Below are 19905 nucleotides of genomic sequence, written 5' to 3' on the forward strand. Positions count from 1 at the left end.
AATGATGCAACGAACCATTAAGGGCTACCCGCCAAGTTTTCACGAGACGTTCTTCCCGGATCGACGGCACTTAGCTGCCGTCCTGAAGCTAGCCAATCGAGCCTTCGTAGGAACAACCGAGTCAATATCGGCTGAAACAGGAATTCCCACCGGCAAGAGTTCGGGAAAGGTCCTTCCTCATCTCAAATATGCGTACGCGATGGGGATGATAGGCTCTCTTGCGCTAACCGATCGCCTCTACACACTCAAGCAAACGACGTTGGGGCGCCTTTTTTATGCGGAAGATCCACTTTTGCACGAGCCGATAACACAGCTAATTATGCATTTGATGCTGTCACGACCTATTGGTGGGGCCAGCGCGTGGCATGTCTTTTTCGGACGCTCTCGTGTAGCGCTTGGCTTTTCGGCAACACTAGACTCCGCATCGGCGTTCCTTGCACATGAGTTAGGGAACAGTTCAGCGCTGCCCGGTCCGATTTTCTCTACTTATCGAGAAGACGCGAGCCTCGCGCGAACCGGCGTACTCAACATTGAGAAAGAGACTTATGAAAGAAAGGGGTTGCCAATGCTTCCAGAGTATTTTTCGGCGTTTGCTTACTGCTGGCTCACGTACTGGGAACAGACCGCTTCAGGGGAGCAGCAACTGTCCTTAGCCGAGTTGGAAGCTCATTGCGGGTTTGTTGAAGTAAGCGGATGGAGCGAGCAGCAATTTGAAACCTTTTTGATGTGGACCGTCGAGCAAGGTATTACGCGCGTCGATCGTCAAACGGGAACGCCACTGATCATGAAGATAAAGCGCAGCGAAGAACTGAGCACGAGCATCTACAGCGATTTACTGTAGCAATAATGACAAAGTCCCGGGGGAGTAGCAATGAAAGTAGCAGACGTGATCACGTTCAGGTCGGATTTATTTTTTGACGGCGCTGTACAGCTATCTTGGGCAGACAACCAGATTGATCGCGCTGATGAGGCGGCTCGTAGCTTTGTCTTCCACGGTCCACGTTATCACGGAGTCAGTAGAGAAGGGCACGGCGACGACCTCTATCGGCTAACGGATACCGCGACGCTCGCCGCAGAGTTACTTGCTCGCATTGCTGATGGCGCCTCGACGGACACTAATCCGTTTTCGCTCGCCATTGCTGGGTATGGTTCTGGCAAATCCCACTTTGCGTTAGCGTTGACCCGTCTACTAAGAGATCCGCAGTCGGACCTTAGCAAGAAAATTGTCTCAAACTTGAGTCTCGCTGATACTCATGGAGCTGAATTAGCCCGTGAGGCATTGGACACCATCGGTAAGCCTGCGCTCGTTATCGCACTCGACGGTACTGGCAACTTCAATCTCGGAAACGCGCTGAGCGCTTCGTTATTTCGCATCCTCAAGGAGCGCAAGATTGACGACCGCGCCATGCGCGAATTGTCACCGCGGTTTGATGATGCGGTGAGTTTTGTCAAGCGCAACTATGAGCTTCGAACCCGAGAGTTCAACTCCCGGCTATCAGGCAAATCTCAGCGGGTGATTGTCGAGTCACTTGCATCGCGAGATGAAGACACATACGCGACCGTAGACGAGCTGTATTTTGAAGCAAACGGCGCCCATATCCCGGTGTCCGGTCGTGAATCGATCCAAGACGTAATTAGTGTTTTCTGTGACACGTATTGTTCGAAAGACGGTCCATTTTCGCGCTTAGTCATCGTGTTTGACGAATTCGGTCGATTTTTAGAGTACGTTGCAGAGCGTCCTGCGCTCGCAGGCGACTCAGCCCTACAACAGATGTTTCAAGGCATCCAAGACAATGCTTCTCGTGCACATTTCTTGGGCTTTATCCAATACGAGCTTAAAGCCTATCTTGCTCGCTTGGGCAACCGCGATGCCATGCACATTCAGAAGTACATTACCCGCTTTGACGTCGCCAAGAAGTACCATGTCTCGTCGAATCTAGAAACGATTATTGCGCATCTACTTGACAAAAAGGACGACGCTACACTGGAAAAGGCTTTAATTCAGGAACGCCTATCCCACCGATCACTCCATGCAATGATGAGTGACATGTTGCCAGGACTGAGACAACTGCCTGTATGGAACAATGCGGAGGAGTTCGAGCGAGTTATCGTCCGCGGATGTTGGCCGTTGCATCCGTTAGCGACATGGTTCCTCACCCGGCAACAAGATATCGTTCAATCCCGATCGGCGATTACCTTTGTAAAAAAAGCAGTCGATGCATTCCTATCGCGTGATGCTGTCGAACAGAACGGCCTCATCACGATTTCAGCGAGTCATATACTTGCTGGAGACATGCTGACCGAAATGCTTGCGGCAGAACGAGCACATGGCGGCGTAAACGTCGAGAATCTGATGGCTGCGGTCGCGAAATACGATGCTCAGCTCGAACAGCTCGATCGTGCCCTGCTCAACTCGATCGCAGCAGCGAAAAAGATGCGCGTTGTTTCTAGCGAGCAAAGTGCGTTCAATCGGCTCCTCGCAGAGTTCGTCGGCCGCCCAATTGAGGAGTGTGTTTTTCACTTGTCTCGCCTCGAACAAGAGCTCGGGGTGATTGCATGGAGCCGAGAGCTCAAACAATACGAAATCGTAACTGACGCGGCGACGCGGGGCCAATATCAAAAGGATTTACGCAGCAAGCTCGCAAACATCACTTCGATTGACGTTGAGGATATCTTCATTGGCCGCGCCAAGGCATGGAGCGACATGCTGTTCGACGATGTTTCGACCACGTTTGGGCAAGAGCGTGACATCCCAACGCTTGAGTGGGCGTTCACGGCGCAACTTACGAATGAGCAACGCTTAATGAGCGCCGTGCGAAACGCTTTTGTCGACTGGCGCCAAGCGGTCAAGCCCGATCAAGCTAAGGGACAGATCATTTATAGTCTTGTTGCGTCAGACACGGACGTGGTTGCACTGGAATCGAAGATAAAAGAAACCTATAAAGCGGAGCTTTTGCAAGCCGGTGTATCGTCGGCGCCTATCTGGACCGTTTTGATGTTGGATCGGTCTGAGCGTATCCGAAAGTACTTGGCGACGCTATACGTGTTGGATGACCGATTTGACAGGTCTGAGCAGGAGCGTTACGCGCGATTCATTCCTGAAGAGCGAGATACTGCAAAGCAAGGGCTACAGGCGGCCTTGCGAGACGCTATTAAAGAGCGCGTCTCAGTAGTTGCGGGTGCTGTAGTCCCTGCAGGAAGGTTGACCGTTGAAGCCACGACCATTTTAAAACAGGTGTACTCGCAAGTCCTGCCTTTTCCCTTCGATGGTCTAAATACGAGAAATGGTAACGGCAATGCGGACGTAGCCGTCATTGCCCGCGCACTGTTCGGACGTGAAGTCTCTTCGGCATGGTTGGCGGTACAACAAGTCAAACTACAAAACCGAGTTCGGACAGTTCTCGGAGCCTCGTGGGAGACTTTGTCTAGAGACGGTAGCGTAAAACTCCTTCCGGGTAATAGTCAAGTCGCCGGTCTCTTGGCGTCGCTTGAGACGGCTCACAAAGCGGCACCAGACCGGACGTTGGGGGACGACCTCGCGTTGCTAACGCGCCCCCCGTTTGGCTGTAGCCTAGCCTCAGCGTCATTGCTCATTGCATTATTTGTTGGGAAATCTCAGCCACCACGTGCTATTCGATATGAGAGAGAAGGAATCGCACTGAAAGAGTGGTTGGAAGCAGCTTATGGGTCAAACGGAAAGTTTTTAAGTGATGCGGCGCTTAGTAAGACTAGCGTCTTGTTCCTCACCGAGGACGCATTGACGCGCTGGAGTATATTTTTTGCAGCTTGGGAGGCTGAAACGACACTTAAAGGCAACGTCGACCAGTTGCGCGAAGCCGACCGCTTACGTTCCCACGATCCTTTGCCGGAACAGCTCGAGGCGAATTTTCGGTTTTTGCGACACAAGGCACTTGAAGATCAGAATGATTTGGATGCCCATAACCGAGTTATTCGAGAATTGGAGCAACGGCTCGAGCGTGCGATGCAACAAAAGAACGTTCAGGAATTTCTTGCGGTCGCCGACGGCTACATAGTACGACGTAAATTCATGAGCGCTCGTCCGGAAAAATGGACTGCTGAGCAAACAGACGCCATTAAGTCTGAATGCGGACAAATCGCAGACCTTGTTCGTGAGACTGCACCGCAATGGATCAACGCGCAAGCATGCAATTCGAGCGAACAGATCGCGGACTTCCGCATTCGAATGAGCCGTGCACAGAAGACTTTGGAAGGGTTGGGTATCAATGACCTTGCACGGTTAGCCGAAAAGCACAGCGGAGAGATGATCGCTCGCGTCAAGGAGCGCTACCAATATGAAACAACGTTAAACGACACAGCAAACCTCGTTCGTACGTCGGATCAGTTGGCTTCGACGCCCCTGCGAGAAATCAATGACCGTATTGAGAAGGCGGAATCCCTGATTCGAATATTAAGCACGGCGCTACAGAATCTGAACAAAGCAAGCGATATCGCACAACTCATCGAACAGCTACGCGCCAAGCAACAAACATGGCGCCACTTTCGAAGTGAGCGACAACGGCACTATTCCGCACTTTTTGCTCTAGCTCCGGCTACTACGCAAGAGGCGCGTGACGTCTTATATAGCTTAAATCTGGTCGGTCAGCAGTTTCTTAACACGAAAGACGCTGTTGACATCCAGCGCCGGGTTGCGTCGTGCAATGCTTTAGTCGACCTACTGGGTGAATTTGACGAAGTCTCTGGCGCACCAGACGATATAGGATCCATTTTGAAGAAAGTCTATGAACTTTCTGCAGACTGTCCATCCGAAAGTGAAGTTTCGGAGCTTGAAGACGAAATTGACGAAGAGCGCGAGTGGATAGGAACTTGTGTAACGGCGTATATCGCAGGCCGGGAATTGCTGCTGGAGCAACGCTCGAGTGTGTGGACAGCCGCTGCAATTGAAGAACTCAGAACATTAAGCACTAGACTAGAACAGCTCGAAAATGAGGGCGTTCCAACAAAATTCTCATCTCTTCCGGAATCACTGTCAGCAGCAGACCGTTCACGAATAGCAAGAGAAATTCAGACGCTTAACGCAGCCCGAAACCAGGCACTCGAGGATTCACGAGCACGCAGGTCAGCGGTATGGCTGACCGAGCTCGAAACGCAAATTGATAGGGTGAATACTTTATCAGAAAGCGCATGCACCGGCATCCTTACCGCCCTGCAAAACCGCCCGTCCTACGTGTTACCGGCAGATGCCGAGCGGCTTGGAGACCTGCAAAAACGTGTACAGCGACGGCTAGACCAGCTCGACATCTCCGATCTTGTAGCACGCATCAATGCGATGCCTGCTGAGAAGCGCAATCTTCTTCTGCAAGAGTTGCGCAGGATCGATCAACAGATGGCCTAACACACAAAACACGGACGCATCTCAAGGATATGCGCAAAATACCGGCTTACGGCGTCACAGCGCTCGTCTGGTTGGCCAAACAAAACTTTCGACGATGATGTTCCGGTCGTTAGATTTGTTCGGCTGTTTAGGCAAGTATGTCCGGGATGTCGCTACTAAAACGTCACGAGCAGCGGCCAAAGCGACACGCTAGCTCTTCTTACCGTAACATTCGTTTAGCAACGCCCTGTGAGCAGAAACTCACAGCGCTTTAACAACTGACGAACAGCCCCGAGTCATTACTTGTGTAAGCGCGCAATCCAGCACACGGAATCGATATACTTCCGCGCGATCGGCGATCGTGCCTCGCCGGGCGCTTACCTCCGATCTTCAGTTCCTTCAGTAGATCTCCATGTTCACGGACCATAAACGTTCATTTGTGACACACCAGGCAGGAACCCCCGCCTTCGTCTTCGAAATATAGTTCGTCCAAATCTTCGTTCGATATCACCGGCCTTAGCGGATTGACCGGCCGCCGGCTGATCTCCCGCAGGCGTCGGACTTCGAAATCGGTTTCGATCTGCGCTACTCTTTCTGGCTTCTCCAGATCGGTCAATGGTTCGCCCTTTGTCCAAGTGAAGGGTGACCCGTGTTCAAGCGCCGACTTCTCGTAGGTCTTCGCTTCTTCGAAAGCGTCAGGATGTTCACGCTTCAGCCGCACCCACTCAATTTTCTGCTGGAAGAAACAAAAGGTGCATCCGCTTCTCGAACGCCAATCGTAGTATTTTGGTACACCTACACCCGATGCCTGCAGGACATCCATGACACCGGGTTTGTCGATACCGTCTTCTCGGAACGGTAGCTTCACGATCAAACGAGCATGTTTAGATGAATAACCTTCGCGGTACTCTTCGTCCGACCGGATCGCGACATACGAAATAACGGTATCGCCAGCGGCGAGCATCGGTTTCACCCATTGCTCAAACGGCAGCAGCTTAAGTTGCCGAGTACACCACCGCGTTTGAGGAGAAGGTAGGAAATGCCCATACTCCTTCAACCAAAAATCAAAATCCCGACGCGGATTTAGGCGCAAGATCGGCTTACCCAAGAACCCCTCTAGTCGCCCTAAAAACTCATATACTTCGGGGAGCTCCTTGCCTGTATCGGTAAAGAAGTATTCAATGTCTAACTCGGGTCGGTGTTGCCGCATGTATACAGCTAGCGCGGCACTGTCCTTCCCACCCGAGAGTCCAAGAACATGTCTTTCAGCCATGAGATTCTTCCTTATTGTTTTCGGTGAGTGACATGCCGGCCTGAGCTAGCGCCGCCAATAATATCTCCGTCTTCAGGCCCTTCCCCGTCATTTGGCTTAGTAGTGATGTAGCGATCATGTTAACTGTCGGAAGGTCTCTTGCTGCGATATCGAACGTTCGCGAGAACGCTTTGCTGTCTTTGCCGGCACCAATCACGATGGCGAACGCTTCTCGTGTCGGCGCCCTCCGTTGAACTGACAGCAGCACTTCGACTTGTTTAAAGCGTAATGCCCATTCGGCGATTGCGAGCAAGGCAGTATCCACATCTCGGTCATTCCAATCTCGTGGTGGTTTATTCGCCGCCAAGCTTAATACGCCTTCAAGGTTTTCTTTCGTACCTTGATATGATGCTATCCGTGTCGCGAACGCGTCCAATCGAAAATCCCCTGATACTCCAACTAGGCCGACAGCGCGTTTCCGTAAACCATCTAGATCGTCGGCGGAGGCGTCCAGCGCCTCAATCATTCGATCGCTCATCCCCTGAAGCATGTTTTTGTATGCGACCGTGAGCTCTTGAAGCGGACGTTTTAACTTCTTGACATACTCGCTTGCATTGCGTGCACCGAGCAGCGTCATCAAGTCTACGAAGAGTATCTTGTGTGGATCGTTTGCCTTATAAAGCAAATCGCGAACTGCCCTTGCTTCTTCCGACAACGTCTGCGTGCGTTTCACCCACGCCGGGAGTTCGATGACTAATGACACCATCGCGCGCGCAGCTTCTAAAGGATCGGCGATCACACGATTTCCCGTCACGGCACCCAGAATTGAAGCTATGCCCGATAAAATCGCTGCCCGATCTTGATCGACGGTCACCCATCGCAACGAAAAACGCCGAGGATCCTGCAAGCACTCGTCAACATCAGCGTCGCTTAAACCAGGTACGAACATTCCATCCTTGTAGACGGCGATGCTGTCCTTATGCGAGTTTATAAACGCGAGGAAAAGTATCGGATGCACGCCAGAGCGAAGCCCGAAGGGTACGGCGCTCCAACGGCTATAAATTTCAGATAGGTCAACGCGCCTCTCGTGTCCGGAAAACATCTTCTTCGTTGCGGTCCAAAGTGGCACAAACTGACGCGACGGGCTGCCTGACGAAGGCGCGACAAAACGCCAACGGTTTTCGCCTTCGTCATACGCATGCAGACCAGTGCTGGCAAGAAGAGATTGGTAGAGACCCCTCTCTGCCGGATAACCCTCAATCGCTAGCGCTTCTTCGCCTTCATTCAACAGCATTCGATGCAGCAAATCTCGGCGAGCCTTCACGCTGCTGGAAGAGAGTGAGTCTCTGTTCACTAGTTCGTTGTGCAGAGACGGGGCCTTCTTATAGAGTTCATCAGCTATGGACGAGGCGAGCGCAGACAAGCGGATGTCTTTGGTCACCTCGATCGTGCTTCCTAGCCAAAAAGCTCCGGCTAGACCGCCGCGAAGGGCCTCTTCAAGCGACGTCCTAACTGCCGCAGTTCTGGCGGACATTTCGCGGCGCGCAACGGGATCTCCCTCCAGCTCCGGACGGTTGCTCTGCACGGACTGAAGCGCCAGTAATTCAACGCCCAACTCGTGAATTCGCGCGTAGTTGTTGGGTAATCCAAGAACTGTCGAAAATTTCTTATTAGGGGCGGCCTCCAAAAACGAAAGGCAATGCTTTTTTGCACCGCGCAATGTCATGTCCCGAGGTGGTAATACCAAGAGGAACTGCCCAAACTCGCCGCTCACTGGTTCGTAGCGATCAATCACCCTAAGGACGTCGTCCAAATGGCAGATCGACGTGCTCATCCACCTCAGCGTGCCCTTAAGACTGTAGTGCCGTTTTGCTACTACGGGATGCAAATTCGCAAGCTGAGTCAGGAGCTCAAGATTTAACGCCGGGAGCGATCCCCTTGCATCAGAAACAGCAACGTCAATATCAAAGTCGCTGCCTTCGAAAACAGACCATGCACCTATGTGTTTCCGAAAGATAGCAACCCGCCATCGATCGAGTTCAGCTAACGCTGCTTGTACTTCGTCACCAGTCACAAGCGGATGAAGTGACTTTAAAATAGCCGGCTCTGCTGCAAGGCCCGACCCGCTTCGGAAGAGATCAATGATGGCAATGTTTTTGATGAGAGAGATATGGAGCGCCCCCCCACGCGATTGAGCGCGCTCCACCGCCTCGACCGCTTGCGCCCATCGATGGCCGTCTGGAGACGCCAGTATCGCCGGTTCGAGGTTAGCCCGAAGAAAATCCCAATAGTGGTCGGGCTGATACCAGGAAGTCTCGCGGGCCGTATGCTCAATGAGAAAAGCCCTGAAACCATACGGCTCAACAGAAGCCAAAAATCCGAAAGTGCTGCGCTCGTTTTGCCCGAATTGGCGTTTCGAAACGGGGCCAAGAAGTACCGCCATTGTGGGATGCAGAGGCCAGCACTCATCTAAAGTGTTGCCAAATCCATCCCCAAGCATCGGACGGCGTCGTTGAATGGCACTAGCGATGTCAGCAGCAACGCTGGCAGTAGAAGGATGTGGGAAATCGCTTTCCACAGCTTTCGCAAGTAGCTGGACCACTTCGTCGTTTGCAGCCACAAGGGAGATATCTGAAAATCGCCCTTGGACCTTGGCCCAGTCGTCACGACTGTCAAGGCCCAAGCGAGTCGCATACTGCCTAAACGACTGATGCAAGATGCCCACGACCACGAACCTGCCGGACGCGCGTGCGGCGGCTTCGGCGAGTTCTTGAAAAAAATAAACATCGTCTCCACCAGTCGCCGACGCTTCGAGAAATTTCCCCATTTCATCAATGATGAGCATGACACCATCAAATCGCTTGTCGTCGGCAGCCTGACATAACGATTCGATCACAGATACGCCACTAACTTTACGTAAGTCGACAGAATCTTCCTGACCCAGTGCCTTCGCTGCAGTACGAGCGATCTCTCGAACAACGCTACCTCGCTTCCCTACGATCGGGAGAATCAGCCACCCGCCTCTTTTTATAGGCATGGCTGCGTCGAATGAGGCTATTCCCTCGACTCCCAATGATTTTCGCGCCTTCGCACGAAGAGCCCGATCACGACCGACCGCCGACGCTAGCGCGAGCGCGAGCGAAGACTTGCCGCCGCCGAACGGTCCCGTCCAGGTAAAAGCACGCTGATTAGTTTCAATTAGTTGGCGAGTCATATTGTCCAAAACGGCATGTGCCGTTCCGTGACATAGATAACCATCCAGCGCGTCCATCCGTCCATAGTCTGCATCGAGTCGAATTGAACGCTGATAGTGATTCGCTATGCGAACATGCTCCGACAGCGCAGTTTCAATTTTCTTACACATATGCCGCCCTTAACATGTCTACCTCGACAGACTCCAAATTGTCAGTTCGACGAATAACTTGCCGTAAGCCGGCCGTGTCGTCCCAAATTAGACGACCTCTAGTTATCGTCGAAAGCGTGAAGAGCCGCTCAGCGACTGAATCTTCGTCAAGCTTGAAAACCCTTCCCGGGGAGCCGTCTCCGTAAACAATTCCCTCAAATGCTAACGCCGTATCACTAGCAGCAGTTCGGCGCCAATAATTGGATAGCGCGAAGGCGAAAAGCCCATCGGGCAACGTTATTTTGGGTCCGCGGCGGAAAGCGAATACACCCTTCTGTTCTTCTTGAATCAGACCGAGCTCGCCGAGCATCGGCTCGGCGTAGTCTTCGGGTGAGCCGGCTCCGACCCGAGGCACGTAGCTACGAACGCAAGTCTCAATGTCCCGGGTTAGGGTTGAGGCAGAAAGTTTCTGCCCCCTCTTTTTTGCAAACTGAGTTAGCGGCACATGCACATCTTCACGTGTGAACGAAGGCGATGAAACACGGTTAAACAGCCAAAACCACGTCGTGGCTCGGCTCCCTTCCCCTGCAAGGCACCAATGGACGAACCAAGCTGTCGCGAGGTGCTCGGAATAAGGATCAAGCCCGTCGTCGCTGAAAATGGCCTCCCCAAGCGAGGTCACCCCATAGGGAATGCGGCTATCTCGATGGTCTTCTAAAACACGGCATGCAAGCGCCCAATGACGGATCGACGAGACCATATTTTTTCCAACGCCGAACCGAGCAATCGAGTCATCGTTGAGAAAAACGCTTCGATCTACCGTATTTTGTTTTGTGCGCTGATCAAACGCCTTTTTTAACCACATTTGGCGAAGGGGGAAGGTTTCATGCCCCGAAAACGCCGGAAGATAGTTGGCAGATTCAATTAGATTTTCCATTGCACCATGATACTGGAGCAACTCGCCAAGCGGCAAGCTCTGAACTGGTGAATATCACCAGTTCCGCACCCCGCGTTCCCTAGCGCGTTGAAATCCAAATGATTTTCCGTTCGAGATTCAATTTCGCGGAGCGTCGATGAGCCGTTTTATGCGACGGGGCCGCACCGACCCTGAACTGCGATCGACGAACGTGATTTGACCGGACTGCTCAGGCGCCCATGAGACATGAATTGGTCGATCCGGCCCGTAGACATAGAGGCGGTCAAAAGGCAAGTGGTCCACGATCCATTGAGCGACCTCATACATGTCTTCGTCGACAACCAGAAAATCGACGGCGGCGCCTCCTCGATCGCAGATCGCCATCCCCTTGTTTGTGTACTCGCTACAAGCATGTTGGTCAAGCGCCGGTGCAATTCGCCCGACGCCAAGGCGCTTGATAGCGGATGCAAGACGAGCGGAGCAAAAGCCGAAGGTCAATCGAACGCCCCCGAAATAGTCGACCACGGGATCTATGATGCGCGTCGCCAACTGATAGATCGCGTTGTACGTCTCCGGCACCTTCGGGCGATTGTCAATTCCAGCAACCGAGACGGTTTCTCCGCACTCGATGAAATCCCGGTATCGAAACGAAGCACCGCAGGGGTCGTCGAGTGAGGGTATGTCGGTCGCAGGAACAAGCTTAAAACCTTGAATCTCCAGACGCCTCGTCCGCAGCAACTTCGCGAATGCGCTCGCAGTTGCTCCGTGCTCGGGAAAATCAAAGTCGATCGACGATACACAGTCATCAAATGCGACCTGCTCAGCATAGTCCGCGTGTTCCTCATTTAGAAACCGCGACTTCCCTAGCAAGATTGTAGATTCGTACTGCTCACCATACTCAAATAAATCTATTGATTGCAGTCTAAGGTTGATCTTGATACGTCGTTTTAAGAGGGGAATCGGTGACGCGTCAAACGCGTCATATTCCAGCAAGGTGAGCTTTCCGGAGCTGATATGAATTTTCACTAGATCGGCGCTCCGAACATCGCCATACAGTGCCGCGCCCGCACCTACATAGACTCGCAGAATTGGAGGCAGTGCCTCAACAAGTGAAGTGTGTACTTGCAGCGAATGTCCCTCCGCATATGCGCCGAGACCCTGGCTCGCCGCGGATTCACATGCAAGCCTTAGAGCGTCATTCGATGCGATCTGTTGCAGCAAGTCTCTACCTGCCGAAAGCGCAGCGGCAATTGTTCCAAAGAAAGATTTGACATCTTCTTTAAGTGAAGCACTCAGAGGTAGTGCACTCTCCTTCCTCTCGAGACAGCGGAGCGCGAAATAGACCGTCGTGTCGCCCAATCGCTCCTTCCTCGCTGCTTCGTATTCGTCGGCGTCGTACGCCTGTAGACAGGCGTGGACAACTTTCGTGATTGAACCAACGCTACCAATTAGTGAAGCGTGCTCAACAACCTCCTCAATGATCGGCGACCGGCCTAGTGTAAGTAAGACGGCCCAAAATTTCTGAAGCTCCTCGACCCGGCCGTCCAACAGCACCCGATTGGCTTGCGCGCGCGTCCTCGTATTGGGTACTCGTTCAGGGCGAAATAATTTCGCTCTGCGCCAGACACGCGACGACCGCTGACCGGCAACAAGAAATGCCTCATGTTCCTCGGCGGTGGTAAACACAAACGCTACACCCGGCGCCACTGTAACCGAAGGGCGCTTCAAGGTGCATTCCAAAAGTTCCTGAAATGCGTCTCGAGAAAAGTATTTTTGAAACGTATTACGAGTAGTTAGGTAGCCATCGCGATAGGGCGCCCCGGCTATCGAGGACACTTTGTCAGTCATGACAGCGACGGCCAGCACTTTTCCAGCAAGGCCGAAGGCTCGTGACAACGCTTCGGCTCGCTCTGCTACATCCTCAATAACGTTCAGAACAAACCCGAGGTTCACGACATCACTTTTAATTTGCTCTGCGTCGGGGTCAAAATGCGGATCCCATCCAGTCGCGCTGATTCCCTGCTGCCTAAGATTTCGAATGTCATCGCCCTTTCCGCAGCCATAGTCGAAGATGGTCCACTTCCCAGTGAGAAAACCAAACCGGCCTAAGGCTTGCATAGGGGCAGACAAATTTGAACGACTAAGTGCTGTGCGGTGTCTGTCTACGCTGCGATCGCCAGCGACCGACCCTTCAGCGCGTCCCTCATCAGTTGAGTTTGCGAGTGGAACGAAGGAGCCCTCGACGAGTTGATAGCCACTGCGCTCGATCAGCTGCTCCCATTCGCGTTGGAAGCCGATTCGCGACGTATCGACGAAGAGGCCAATGGCTTCCGCTTCATTAGTGACCTTAGAGAACTCCTGTCGACGTGGGTCATGCCGGCCCAAAAAAAGCTCCTTTCGATGCAAAATCGGAGGATTTGACGATCGACTATAATTTCTATGCGCGATAGCCGCCGCGGAATCCGTACTTACGCGCCAGCTGGCTACTAGAACCGGGAACGGCTCTGAGTCGAACCCCGGATAAGATAGGAAAGAAATCTCTGAGTCTTCCAACGAAGCTCTGACTATGTTCCATTCAGCTGCGGCCGAAGGAAGATAGTGACTTGCCTTCACGATCAGGTTTTGAGTTTCTTCATCGATCTCGGTCACTGCGTCTCGATGGACGTACAAGGAGCGACCGACGATTTTTCCCGTCTTGAATTTCGTACTCATATGTCCCCGAATCTAAAAGGTACGAATATAGTCAGTAATGTTCTGCGCCTTGCCCAGGATTTGCTGGACTTACATGATTCACCTTTGGAATCAGCAGACAGGCGGCGACAATTTGGCCAATATAATCCTTTTGGCCCGCGGCGGTTACGAACGGTTTTTGCTGGCAGTCAGCACCATGCCGTCGCAGCTTATTTTCTGATCGTAAAATGCAACTCGTCCGCCCTTGGCGAAACAGTGGCCGTCCAAAAATGGGTCACTGCTGCAGCCCTGAAAATGTCGAGTTGCATGGTGGAGGTTCAGAAAAGCTGGTCGCTCAGGTTTTGTCAGGTTAGCTTATTTGGAGGCGCTTCTGAACATCCCACCGCGTTTACATTTTCCGGGTTATCCACCATACGCCTCGAATAAGAATTGCGAATGAGACACCAACCTTGAATATGGACCCGAGGCAATCAAGATCGTCGTGATCGCGGCGACTTGCGCACCGATCCACTACTCTTGCGTGCGCCTCCTGCCCGCCCGCTTTACCGTCGGCACTTGCCGCTTTGCGCCGGCCTGCGTCAGAGACAACGCCAGTTGGTCTCGCTGCTCGCGCGCCTGCGCCGCTTTACGGGTCGCCGCATCAAGGTCCTACTGCTGGCGTGCAGCTGCCTGCCGCTCGCGGTCGCCTTCCAGTAGCGCCCGGGTTTCGGCGGCTTTGAGCCCGTTCCTGCGCCAGCGTGTCGTCGCCACGCACCTTGTCCAGTTCAGAGGCGAAGTCATGTCGGGCGGTTTCGAGCGCCCGCTGCAACTGCTGCTCGCCCTGTTGCGCAAGGCCCTGCTAGCCCTGCAACGCGGATGCAGTGGCCACGGAGATAGCCAGCACTTGGTCCAGTTCGGTGATGCGGATCTGCGCGCCGTCCAGCGCGGCCGCACTGCCCATCAGTTCTTGAGTTCTCGACGCGCCTGGTCGCGTTCGGCCTCGGCCTGAGCCTGCCGGGCCTGTGCGTCCGCGACCGAGCGTAGCGTCTCGAGCTGCGCGGTCGCCAGCTGCTCCGGGGCCATATCGACCACCCGCGTCCAGAGCGCGACCGCCAGTTCCCGGTCGCCGACTGCAGTTCCACGGGCAGATTAGGATGCTGATGCGCACACGCCTCTTTTCACTGAAGGTGGCCCCGAAGCGCGTCAGCGCCTCGGCCAGCGCATTTATGCTGCCCTTCTTCACCAGCTGATAGAGCCGGTTCGCGGTGAGCGCAATGCGGTGCCTAAAAAATAGCAGCACGCAGAACTCACGATACAGATCTTGCGTGCGCGGAAACTGCGCGCGCAGTTGCTCGATTTCCGCGCACAGTTGGGGCCCCGAGGCGGGCGAGCCATCAGCAACGTTCATGTCTAATCCGTAAGAAGCAAATGAGCAGCTGATGCAAAATGACGAGGGTGACTGCTGGCGGTGAAATGGGTATAACCCGATAGCGGTGCTCACGACAGGCTGCAAAGCTTTTCCCAGACGAGCTGCAAACGCGTGCAGGAAACCTGACGTAAGACACCAATATTTCTCTCCACCAGCTTGCGCAAGCAGTTTCACAACAATCGAGGAAACAGCTGGAGCAGATGCGCGCAACTGGAATCCCTCGCATCGAACTCTATTTACTTTACATACAGCATTGTGGAACGGCACTTCTTCGCACCGCACCGGCATGCCTAGGTCGCTTTCAGTGCTTTGCTGGGTCGGCTTCCAGCATCCAGACGATAATCAATGAAAATTTCGTCGCCAACTTTGATCTTTATGATCGCACGGATATAGACGCGATCCTTGTCCTGCTCGGCCTCGCAGTTCGGTGCGCAACTGTGATTTATCCAGCGCGCGGAGTTGCCGGCGACAGCACCATCGATCACGCGGCCATCGCCGATCCCGAAGAAGAAAGTGTGCCCCGCTTCCGCTTCTGATCGCGCAAACCGTCGATTTGCTTCGCGTTCAGACAGTACCTCACCCTTGTATTCAAGCAAATAGTCGCCACGCGTCATGACCGCCGAGGCGAATACCCCGCGCCCGTGAATAGCTGACCGTCGTACGTAGAACCTGCGCATGCCCTGCTCCGAAAAATGATGCTTGACGAATGTCCCTCCGATGCAAAATCATACCGTTCCAGACAAGATCACAGCATGGGGCTCATGCGAAAGCGCACCTATTATTTGAAACGCCAGCCCGCTCGAGGTACGCTGGTTCGTTACGACGACCGTGTGGCTGAGGTATTGGGTGGTGCCAGGGGCAATCGGGTCATGATTAGATCCGTGCACGGGGACGGGACGACGCGGATCACCGCGGTGAAGTGGCGAAATCTTGCGGCGCTGGGCGCATCCCTTTTTGAGTGACCCGGGATTGACGCATTGTTCTCGCAAGTTCGCAAAGGCTCGTTCATCATGGACAAGCTCCTATCCGAAGCAACGATTAGAGGCGTTATGTCGGAACATACATCGACTCTGGTTAGGTAAGTCGCTCAGCTGTGGTCAGCTCTCGCCTCTTCTCCAAACCGTGCCACATCTAAAGTCCACCTACGGTCTCAGGCGTTGACACGCGTCGGCCAGATGATCCGCGTTTTCGGAGAATCAATCCGGAGGGCATGCTTTCGCCAACGAGGTCAGCTTCGACGCACGGACTCGCACATCGCATGCTCGATTCAGGGAGGCAAAACGGTATGTTGGAAGCGAAGACAGCAGAGCCAGAGCAGATCGGCACGCCTCAGTGGACAGCCAGCGAGGTTGAACGATATTTGCGGACAGGCGAATACGACGGTTTTTTCGTTGGATGGCCGGGTTCTAATCTGGCTGATATAGCGACACGTGCGTCTCAGCGCCTTCGAAGCGCCCTTGTAACAGAGACAATGCGGCGCTCAAAAGGCTTCGAGTCTGTCTCGCGTCTCCCAAATGACCTCCACGCATGGAACAGTGAAAAACTCAAACCTATGGTGGATGGTCTCTTCGACCCGCGTGAACGCGCGATCGTCATTCGCCTGCTTTTAGATAACGTTGTATTCGTCACCCGATCTAACCTGGAAAAAATTTTAATGACTGAACGGTGGCTCTCTACAGCTTGGGATGTGGCCAACATATTTTTGGAGAGCGTTAAGGCCCCGGCGCTATCTGGACAGCCCTGCAATATAGTCGGCTTGAGCCAAGAAACGAGGTGCTACGTGTCGATGGATTACTTTGACGAGACCGACCCATTTGCCGATTTCGTCGTCCACGAGGCTGCGCACGTCTTTCACAACTCCAGACGCGTGGCTTGTGGGCTGGCCGTAAGCGCTCGCACCGATTACGTCCTCGACATTGACTATCGTATGCGGGAGACGTTTGCATACGCCTGCGAGGCATGGAGCCGGATCAGTTCGGCCGCCCATTGTTGTGGTGAACGAGAGGCGTTGATTTTGCAGCATGCCGATAGGGGGTTGCCGAGCGACGATCGAGTGAACCATGACGAATCTCTCGATGTCCTTCTTAGCGCCGCTCGCGCCCATAACGGTTGGCAACGGATCGCCAAGCGGTGTGAACCAGGACAGCGAGCTTCCAAATCGTTTAAACCGCTGGCGACTGATAAGGCAAACTTCTCAGACGTCGGCAGCGCCTAGCAACCTAGCGGCACTCGGCTTAGGAGGAACACATAGTGGCTGCTCCAGCATATGTCTATACGATTGCATGCGTTGCCGTGATGCTGGGCGAACCGGAGGCCTGGTTGGAGGAAATCGCGCTCATGATTCTGGAATCGGAAGACGGGTGTCTATAGATCGTCGATAGACTCGGTCCAGATCGCGAGGAATCGAACACGGTAAACGCATTTACGGAAGCGGGTATCGAAGCTTTGAGAGAGGCCATCGCAGAGGTGAAGCAAGGTCAACGCCGCACGCTTTAGTCGCGCTTGGGCTGTTAGCTGACGGGAACGTAACCTGCGCCTCAAAGCGACTTTTGTCTCGCTCTCCGGCTCAAGATCGCGATCCCGACGGTCATATCCCTCGACAATGCTGAGCTTCGCTTTAACGTCGCGCCGCGTTTGCTGCGTCGATGACAATCGCTAATGTTCTTCGCGCGTCTTCAAGCTCTTGAACCGCAGCGGTCAACCGGGCAAGCTCAAGCGCGGAGGCTTGTCGTTCACCCGGTTTAGCGAAATGCGCTTCTATGGCAGCAGAGGCCGCCTGTACCTCACGTGCAGCTTCCGCCATCCTTTTGAGCGCCTCCGCTTCACGTTCATTGAAACTCTCGTTTGCCACCGGTTATCAACCTTCAGACGTGTAAGAGGCTAGCAGGTGCTGTCCTGCGTGATCAGCTCGACAGGTGTTAGAGCGATGTATAACGGTACATGCTACTCTTGGTTATTCTATCTGCTGCAAGCATTTATGGAGGCCAACGCGATACGCCAGTATGCCGCTGCGGCCGTTATCTTGGCGTCGGGGCGCGACCGCATGGCAGTCGTGCCAAGGCTCTCCGAGATGGTTCTGACTGGCCGACGCCAGCACCGTGACGCTGTCTTAAGCTAACGTACGAGTGATCATAACGAACGACAGGCCGGAATATATTGGCCCGCTCACGACCCGCCGCGCCTGCATGTCGGCGACCAGCATCAGATACTCATGATCACGACGGTACGAAGTTTAGACAATCGCTACTGCAGTTACGCAGCTCAAATCGCTGTTCCGCAATTCGACGAAATTTCGTGATTTGCGCAGCGGTTGAAGCTGCCGCATCTCTCCCAAACCTTGTCGATCCACATATGGCCGGAACAAAACGTAAATCCACCCGCCCGAGTGTTATTCATAAGCCACTGAGCAAGTCCGCGCTTTTGCCGATGTCGGCACAATCGGCACGGGAGTTGTCGCTCGCTCATCATCTTGCGCTAGCTGCTTGTCGCGGTGAGCGTGCGAATCGGCATCAAATCAACGAGTTGGTCCGTTCGGTCTATATGGCCTACTACCTTCAACGCATGGGGTTCGGTGAGGTGCCGTTTGAGTGCTATGAACACGCAGAAGCGGCGTTCGAAAATGCACTAGCAATAGCGGAGAAAAGTGCCAAGTGGACATTTAGCGAGCAGGACGCGCCCGTCATCGAACGCGTGCTCGCGCTTCACGACCAGCAATTGATTGAGGCGCCGATGCACCGGGTGGTGGACGCCGAAAAACAGTAAGCGGTGTTTTCTCCACACTACGAAGGAAGCGTGAGGATCAGCGGTCCGCTAAAACGGCATATCGTCGTAACGCGGCGCGGCCAATGACCGCTTCACAATCTTTAGCCATTCCTTCAGTTGCTTCATGTCTTCGAATACGAGCAGGTCATGTTCAAGGGCGTGGAGGCTCTCCTGCAGCGAGAAGATATCAGAGGCAAGATTGCGCATGATGGTGGCGGGCGACACCTCAATGAAGGGTGGAATTCCGTAGCTGTGCTTGAATCCGTTCTCGACATGCAGGATTTCGTGGTCGAGTTCACCGACCTGTTCCTTTAGTATCTTGTTGTAGTGTTTCAACCGGTCTTCGCCGATGTTGTTGATGGCGCTTTGGTCGATATGTTCCAGCTCCAACTGCAACTCAAGTAATTGCAACAGGCTGTTTTTGCTATACGCCTGATTGGCCCTTTGCATGAGAGCGGTCTTCCGCTCACGTTCCTGCGGATCAGTTTCTCGATCAGGATGCAGAGCGCTGGCTAGCTTTCGGTAGACCTCGCGAATCGATAAGCTGAGCTCTGCCTGCTCCGCTTGTTCTCGTGCCTCTGCAGCGAGTTGTTTAGGGGTCTTTTTTCGTTTCGCGCGGCGTTCTTCACGAGCTTGGTTTTCGACGGCATCTTGTTTTCGGAGCTGCTCCATTTGCGCCTGCGCGCGCTGCAGCACATCCTCGGGCGAACTCATGTCAACGTCGTCGCCTAACTCAACGCCGAGCATGGCCTCGAGCGCCAATTTCATATCGTCAAACTCGGCGGCAGCTTCACTGTCAAAGTCAGAGCCACTGTACCGGTTGTAAATCGTCTTAAGCTCCGGATCATCGCTCTCGGCGACCAACTCCCCCGCCAAGTCGCTGATCAGGTCGGCGATCGTGCGCCGCTCGGATTTGGTCAGCCCCTTCATATCGTATGTTTGGTCCAGGCGATAAACGAGCTTGGTACGCAAGTCGATGGAAGTTTGCTCAAGGGGCGCGAACTCGCTAAGGTATTTCCGATGGAAGGCAGGCATTGCAGCCTCCCAGGCACTCAGCCGGGCACGCCGCTTTTCGATCTGCTTGATCAGCGTGTTGAATGCCTTTTGCCCCTTCGACAGATGAGCCTTATTGTGGTCGGGAGCAATGCTGATGGCCCTGAGATTTGTCCTGGTCATAGGA

At 53.7% G+C, this 19905-nt stretch carries 13 protein-coding genes; 5 read left to right on the forward strand and 8 right to left on the reverse strand.

The features are described 5' to 3' along the window. Position 1 precedes the first annotated feature (1 nt). Together HB633_RS24790 and HB633_RS24795 are read left to right on the forward strand one after the other, a co-directional pair. Positions 2 to 841: a hypothetical protein gene (locus HB633_RS24790; protein ID WP_213780752.1), complete on the forward strand. Its 840-nt coding sequence runs from the start codon at positions 2 to 4 to the stop codon at positions 839 to 841. Positions 842 to 871: 30 nt separating this feature from the next. Further along, positions 872 to 5374 (forward strand): hypothetical protein, encoded by a 4503-nt coding sequence (locus HB633_RS24795; protein WP_213780753.1) that lies wholly within the window; start codon positions 872 to 874, stop codon positions 5372 to 5374. A 412-nt stretch (positions 5375 to 5786) separates the two neighbouring features. Here HB633_RS24795 and HB633_RS24800 read toward each other — a convergent pair whose 3' ends face one another. The 4 genes from HB633_RS24800 to HB633_RS24815 form a co-directional block, all read right to left on the reverse strand. Next, positions 5787 to 6626: a phosphoadenosine phosphosulfate reductase family protein gene (locus HB633_RS24800; RefSeq protein WP_213780754.1), complete on the reverse strand. Its 840-nt coding sequence runs from the start codon at positions 6624 to 6626 to the stop codon at positions 5787 to 5789. Continuing rightward, complete coding sequence (locus tag HB633_RS24805; RefSeq protein ID WP_213780755.1) at positions 6619 to 9969, reverse strand: ATP-binding protein; 3351 nt, start codon at positions 9967 to 9969, stop codon at positions 6619 to 6621. The genes HB633_RS24800 and HB633_RS24805 overlap by 8 nt, the downstream gene beginning before the upstream one ends. Then, positions 9962 to 10885 carry a DUF4007 family protein gene (locus tag HB633_RS24810; RefSeq protein WP_213780756.1) on the reverse strand — a complete coding sequence of 308 codons (924 nt, stop codon included), beginning with the start codon at positions 10883 to 10885 and terminating at the stop codon, positions 9962 to 9964. The genes HB633_RS24805 and HB633_RS24810 overlap by 8 nt, the downstream gene beginning before the upstream one ends. A gap of 117 nt (positions 10886 to 11002) precedes the next feature. Then, a complete protein-coding gene (locus tag HB633_RS24815) occupies positions 11003 to 13513 on the reverse strand; it encodes a DNA phosphorothioation-associated putative methyltransferase (RefSeq protein WP_213780757.1) in 2511 nt (836 codons plus the stop codon). Between HB633_RS24815 and HB633_RS24820 the strand changes: the two genes are divergently transcribed. Next, positions 13487 to 13981 carry a hypothetical protein gene (locus HB633_RS24820; RefSeq protein ID WP_213780758.1) on the forward strand — a complete coding sequence of 165 codons (495 nt, stop codon included), beginning with the start codon at positions 13487 to 13489 and terminating at the stop codon, positions 13979 to 13981. The genes HB633_RS24815 and HB633_RS24820 overlap by 27 nt on opposite strands. 412 nt (positions 13982 to 14393) lie before the next feature. Here the strand turns inward: HB633_RS24820 and HB633_RS24825 are convergent, their stop codons facing one another. Together HB633_RS24825 and HB633_RS24830 are read right to left on the reverse strand one after the other, a co-directional pair. Continuing rightward, positions 14394 to 14942, reverse strand: coding sequence for a hypothetical protein (locus HB633_RS24825; RefSeq protein ID WP_213780759.1), 549 nt, complete (start codon positions 14940 to 14942; stop codon positions 14394 to 14396). A 311-nt stretch (positions 14943 to 15253) separates the two neighbouring features. Beyond that, positions 15254 to 15640, reverse strand: coding sequence for an SET domain-containing protein-lysine N-methyltransferase (locus HB633_RS24830; protein WP_213780760.1), 387 nt, complete (start codon positions 15638 to 15640; stop codon positions 15254 to 15256). 608 nt (positions 15641 to 16248) lie between these two features. Between HB633_RS24830 and HB633_RS24835 the strand changes: the two genes are divergently transcribed. Continuing rightward, entirely contained in the window at positions 16249 to 17178 is a 930-nt protein-coding gene (locus HB633_RS24835) for a hypothetical protein (protein WP_213780761.1), read from the forward strand. Between the two features lie 402 nt (positions 17179 to 17580). On the opposite strand, the gene HB633_RS24840 is transcribed toward HB633_RS24835, so the two are convergent. After that, complete coding sequence (locus tag HB633_RS24840; RefSeq protein ID WP_213780762.1) at positions 17581 to 17814, reverse strand: hypothetical protein; 234 nt, start codon at positions 17812 to 17814, stop codon at positions 17581 to 17583. Positions 17815 to 18314: 500 nt separating this feature from the next. On the opposite strand from HB633_RS24840, the gene HB633_RS24845 reads away from it, so the two are divergent. After that, entirely contained in the window at positions 18315 to 18725 is a 411-nt protein-coding gene (locus HB633_RS24845) for a hypothetical protein (RefSeq protein ID WP_213780763.1), read from the forward strand. A 48-nt stretch (positions 18726 to 18773) separates the two neighbouring features. Here HB633_RS24845 and HB633_RS24850 read toward each other — a convergent pair whose 3' ends face one another. Beyond that, positions 18774 to 19901 (reverse strand): J domain-containing protein, encoded by a 1128-nt coding sequence (locus HB633_RS24850; RefSeq protein ID WP_213780764.1) that lies wholly within the window; start codon positions 19899 to 19901, stop codon positions 18774 to 18776. Positions 19902 to 19905: the final 4 nt, after the last annotated feature.

The sequence above is a fragment of the Caballeronia sp. dw_276 genome (assembly GCF_018449635.1).
In the GTDB taxonomy this organism is placed as follows: domain Bacteria; phylum Pseudomonadota; class Gammaproteobacteria; order Burkholderiales; family Burkholderiaceae; genus Caballeronia.

What these genes read in the sequence shown, in the direction of transcription:
- HB633_RS24845 (WP_213780763.1), top strand. Translation starts at nt 18,315, where the DNA reads ATGGCCGGAACAAAACGTAAATCCACCCGCCCGAGTGTTATTCATAAG.
- HB633_RS24805 (WP_213780755.1), bottom strand. Translation starts at nt 9,969, where the DNA reads ATGTGTAAGAAAATTGAAACTGCGCTGTCGGAGCATGTTCGCATAGCG.
- HB633_RS24800 (WP_213780754.1), bottom strand. Translation starts at nt 6,626, where the DNA reads ATGGCTGAAAGACATGTTCTTGGACTCTCGGGTGGGAAGGACAGTGCC.
- HB633_RS24810 (WP_213780756.1), bottom strand. Translation starts at nt 10,885, where the DNA reads ATGGAAAATCTAATTGAATCTGCCAACTATCTTCCGGCGTTTTCGGGG.
- HB633_RS24835 (WP_213780761.1), top strand. Translation starts at nt 16,249, where the DNA reads ATGTTGGAAGCGAAGACAGCAGAGCCAGAGCAGATCGGCACGCCTCAG.
- HB633_RS24825 (WP_213780759.1), bottom strand. Translation starts at nt 14,942, where the DNA reads ATGAACGTTGCTGATGGCTCGCCCGCCTCGGGGCCCCAACTGTGCGCG.
- HB633_RS24830 (WP_213780760.1), bottom strand. Translation starts at nt 15,640, where the DNA reads ATGCGCAGGTTCTACGTACGACGGTCAGCTATTCACGGGCGCGGGGTA.
- HB633_RS24790 (WP_213780752.1), top strand. Translation starts at nt 2, where the DNA reads ATGATGCAACGAACCATTAAGGGCTACCCGCCAAGTTTTCACGAGACG.
- HB633_RS24850 (WP_213780764.1), bottom strand. Translation starts at nt 19,901, where the DNA reads ATGACCAGGACAAATCTCAGGGCCATCAGCATTGCTCCCGACCACAAT.
- HB633_RS24795 (WP_213780753.1), top strand. Translation starts at nt 872, where the DNA reads ATGAAAGTAGCAGACGTGATCACGTTCAGGTCGGATTTATTTTTTGAC.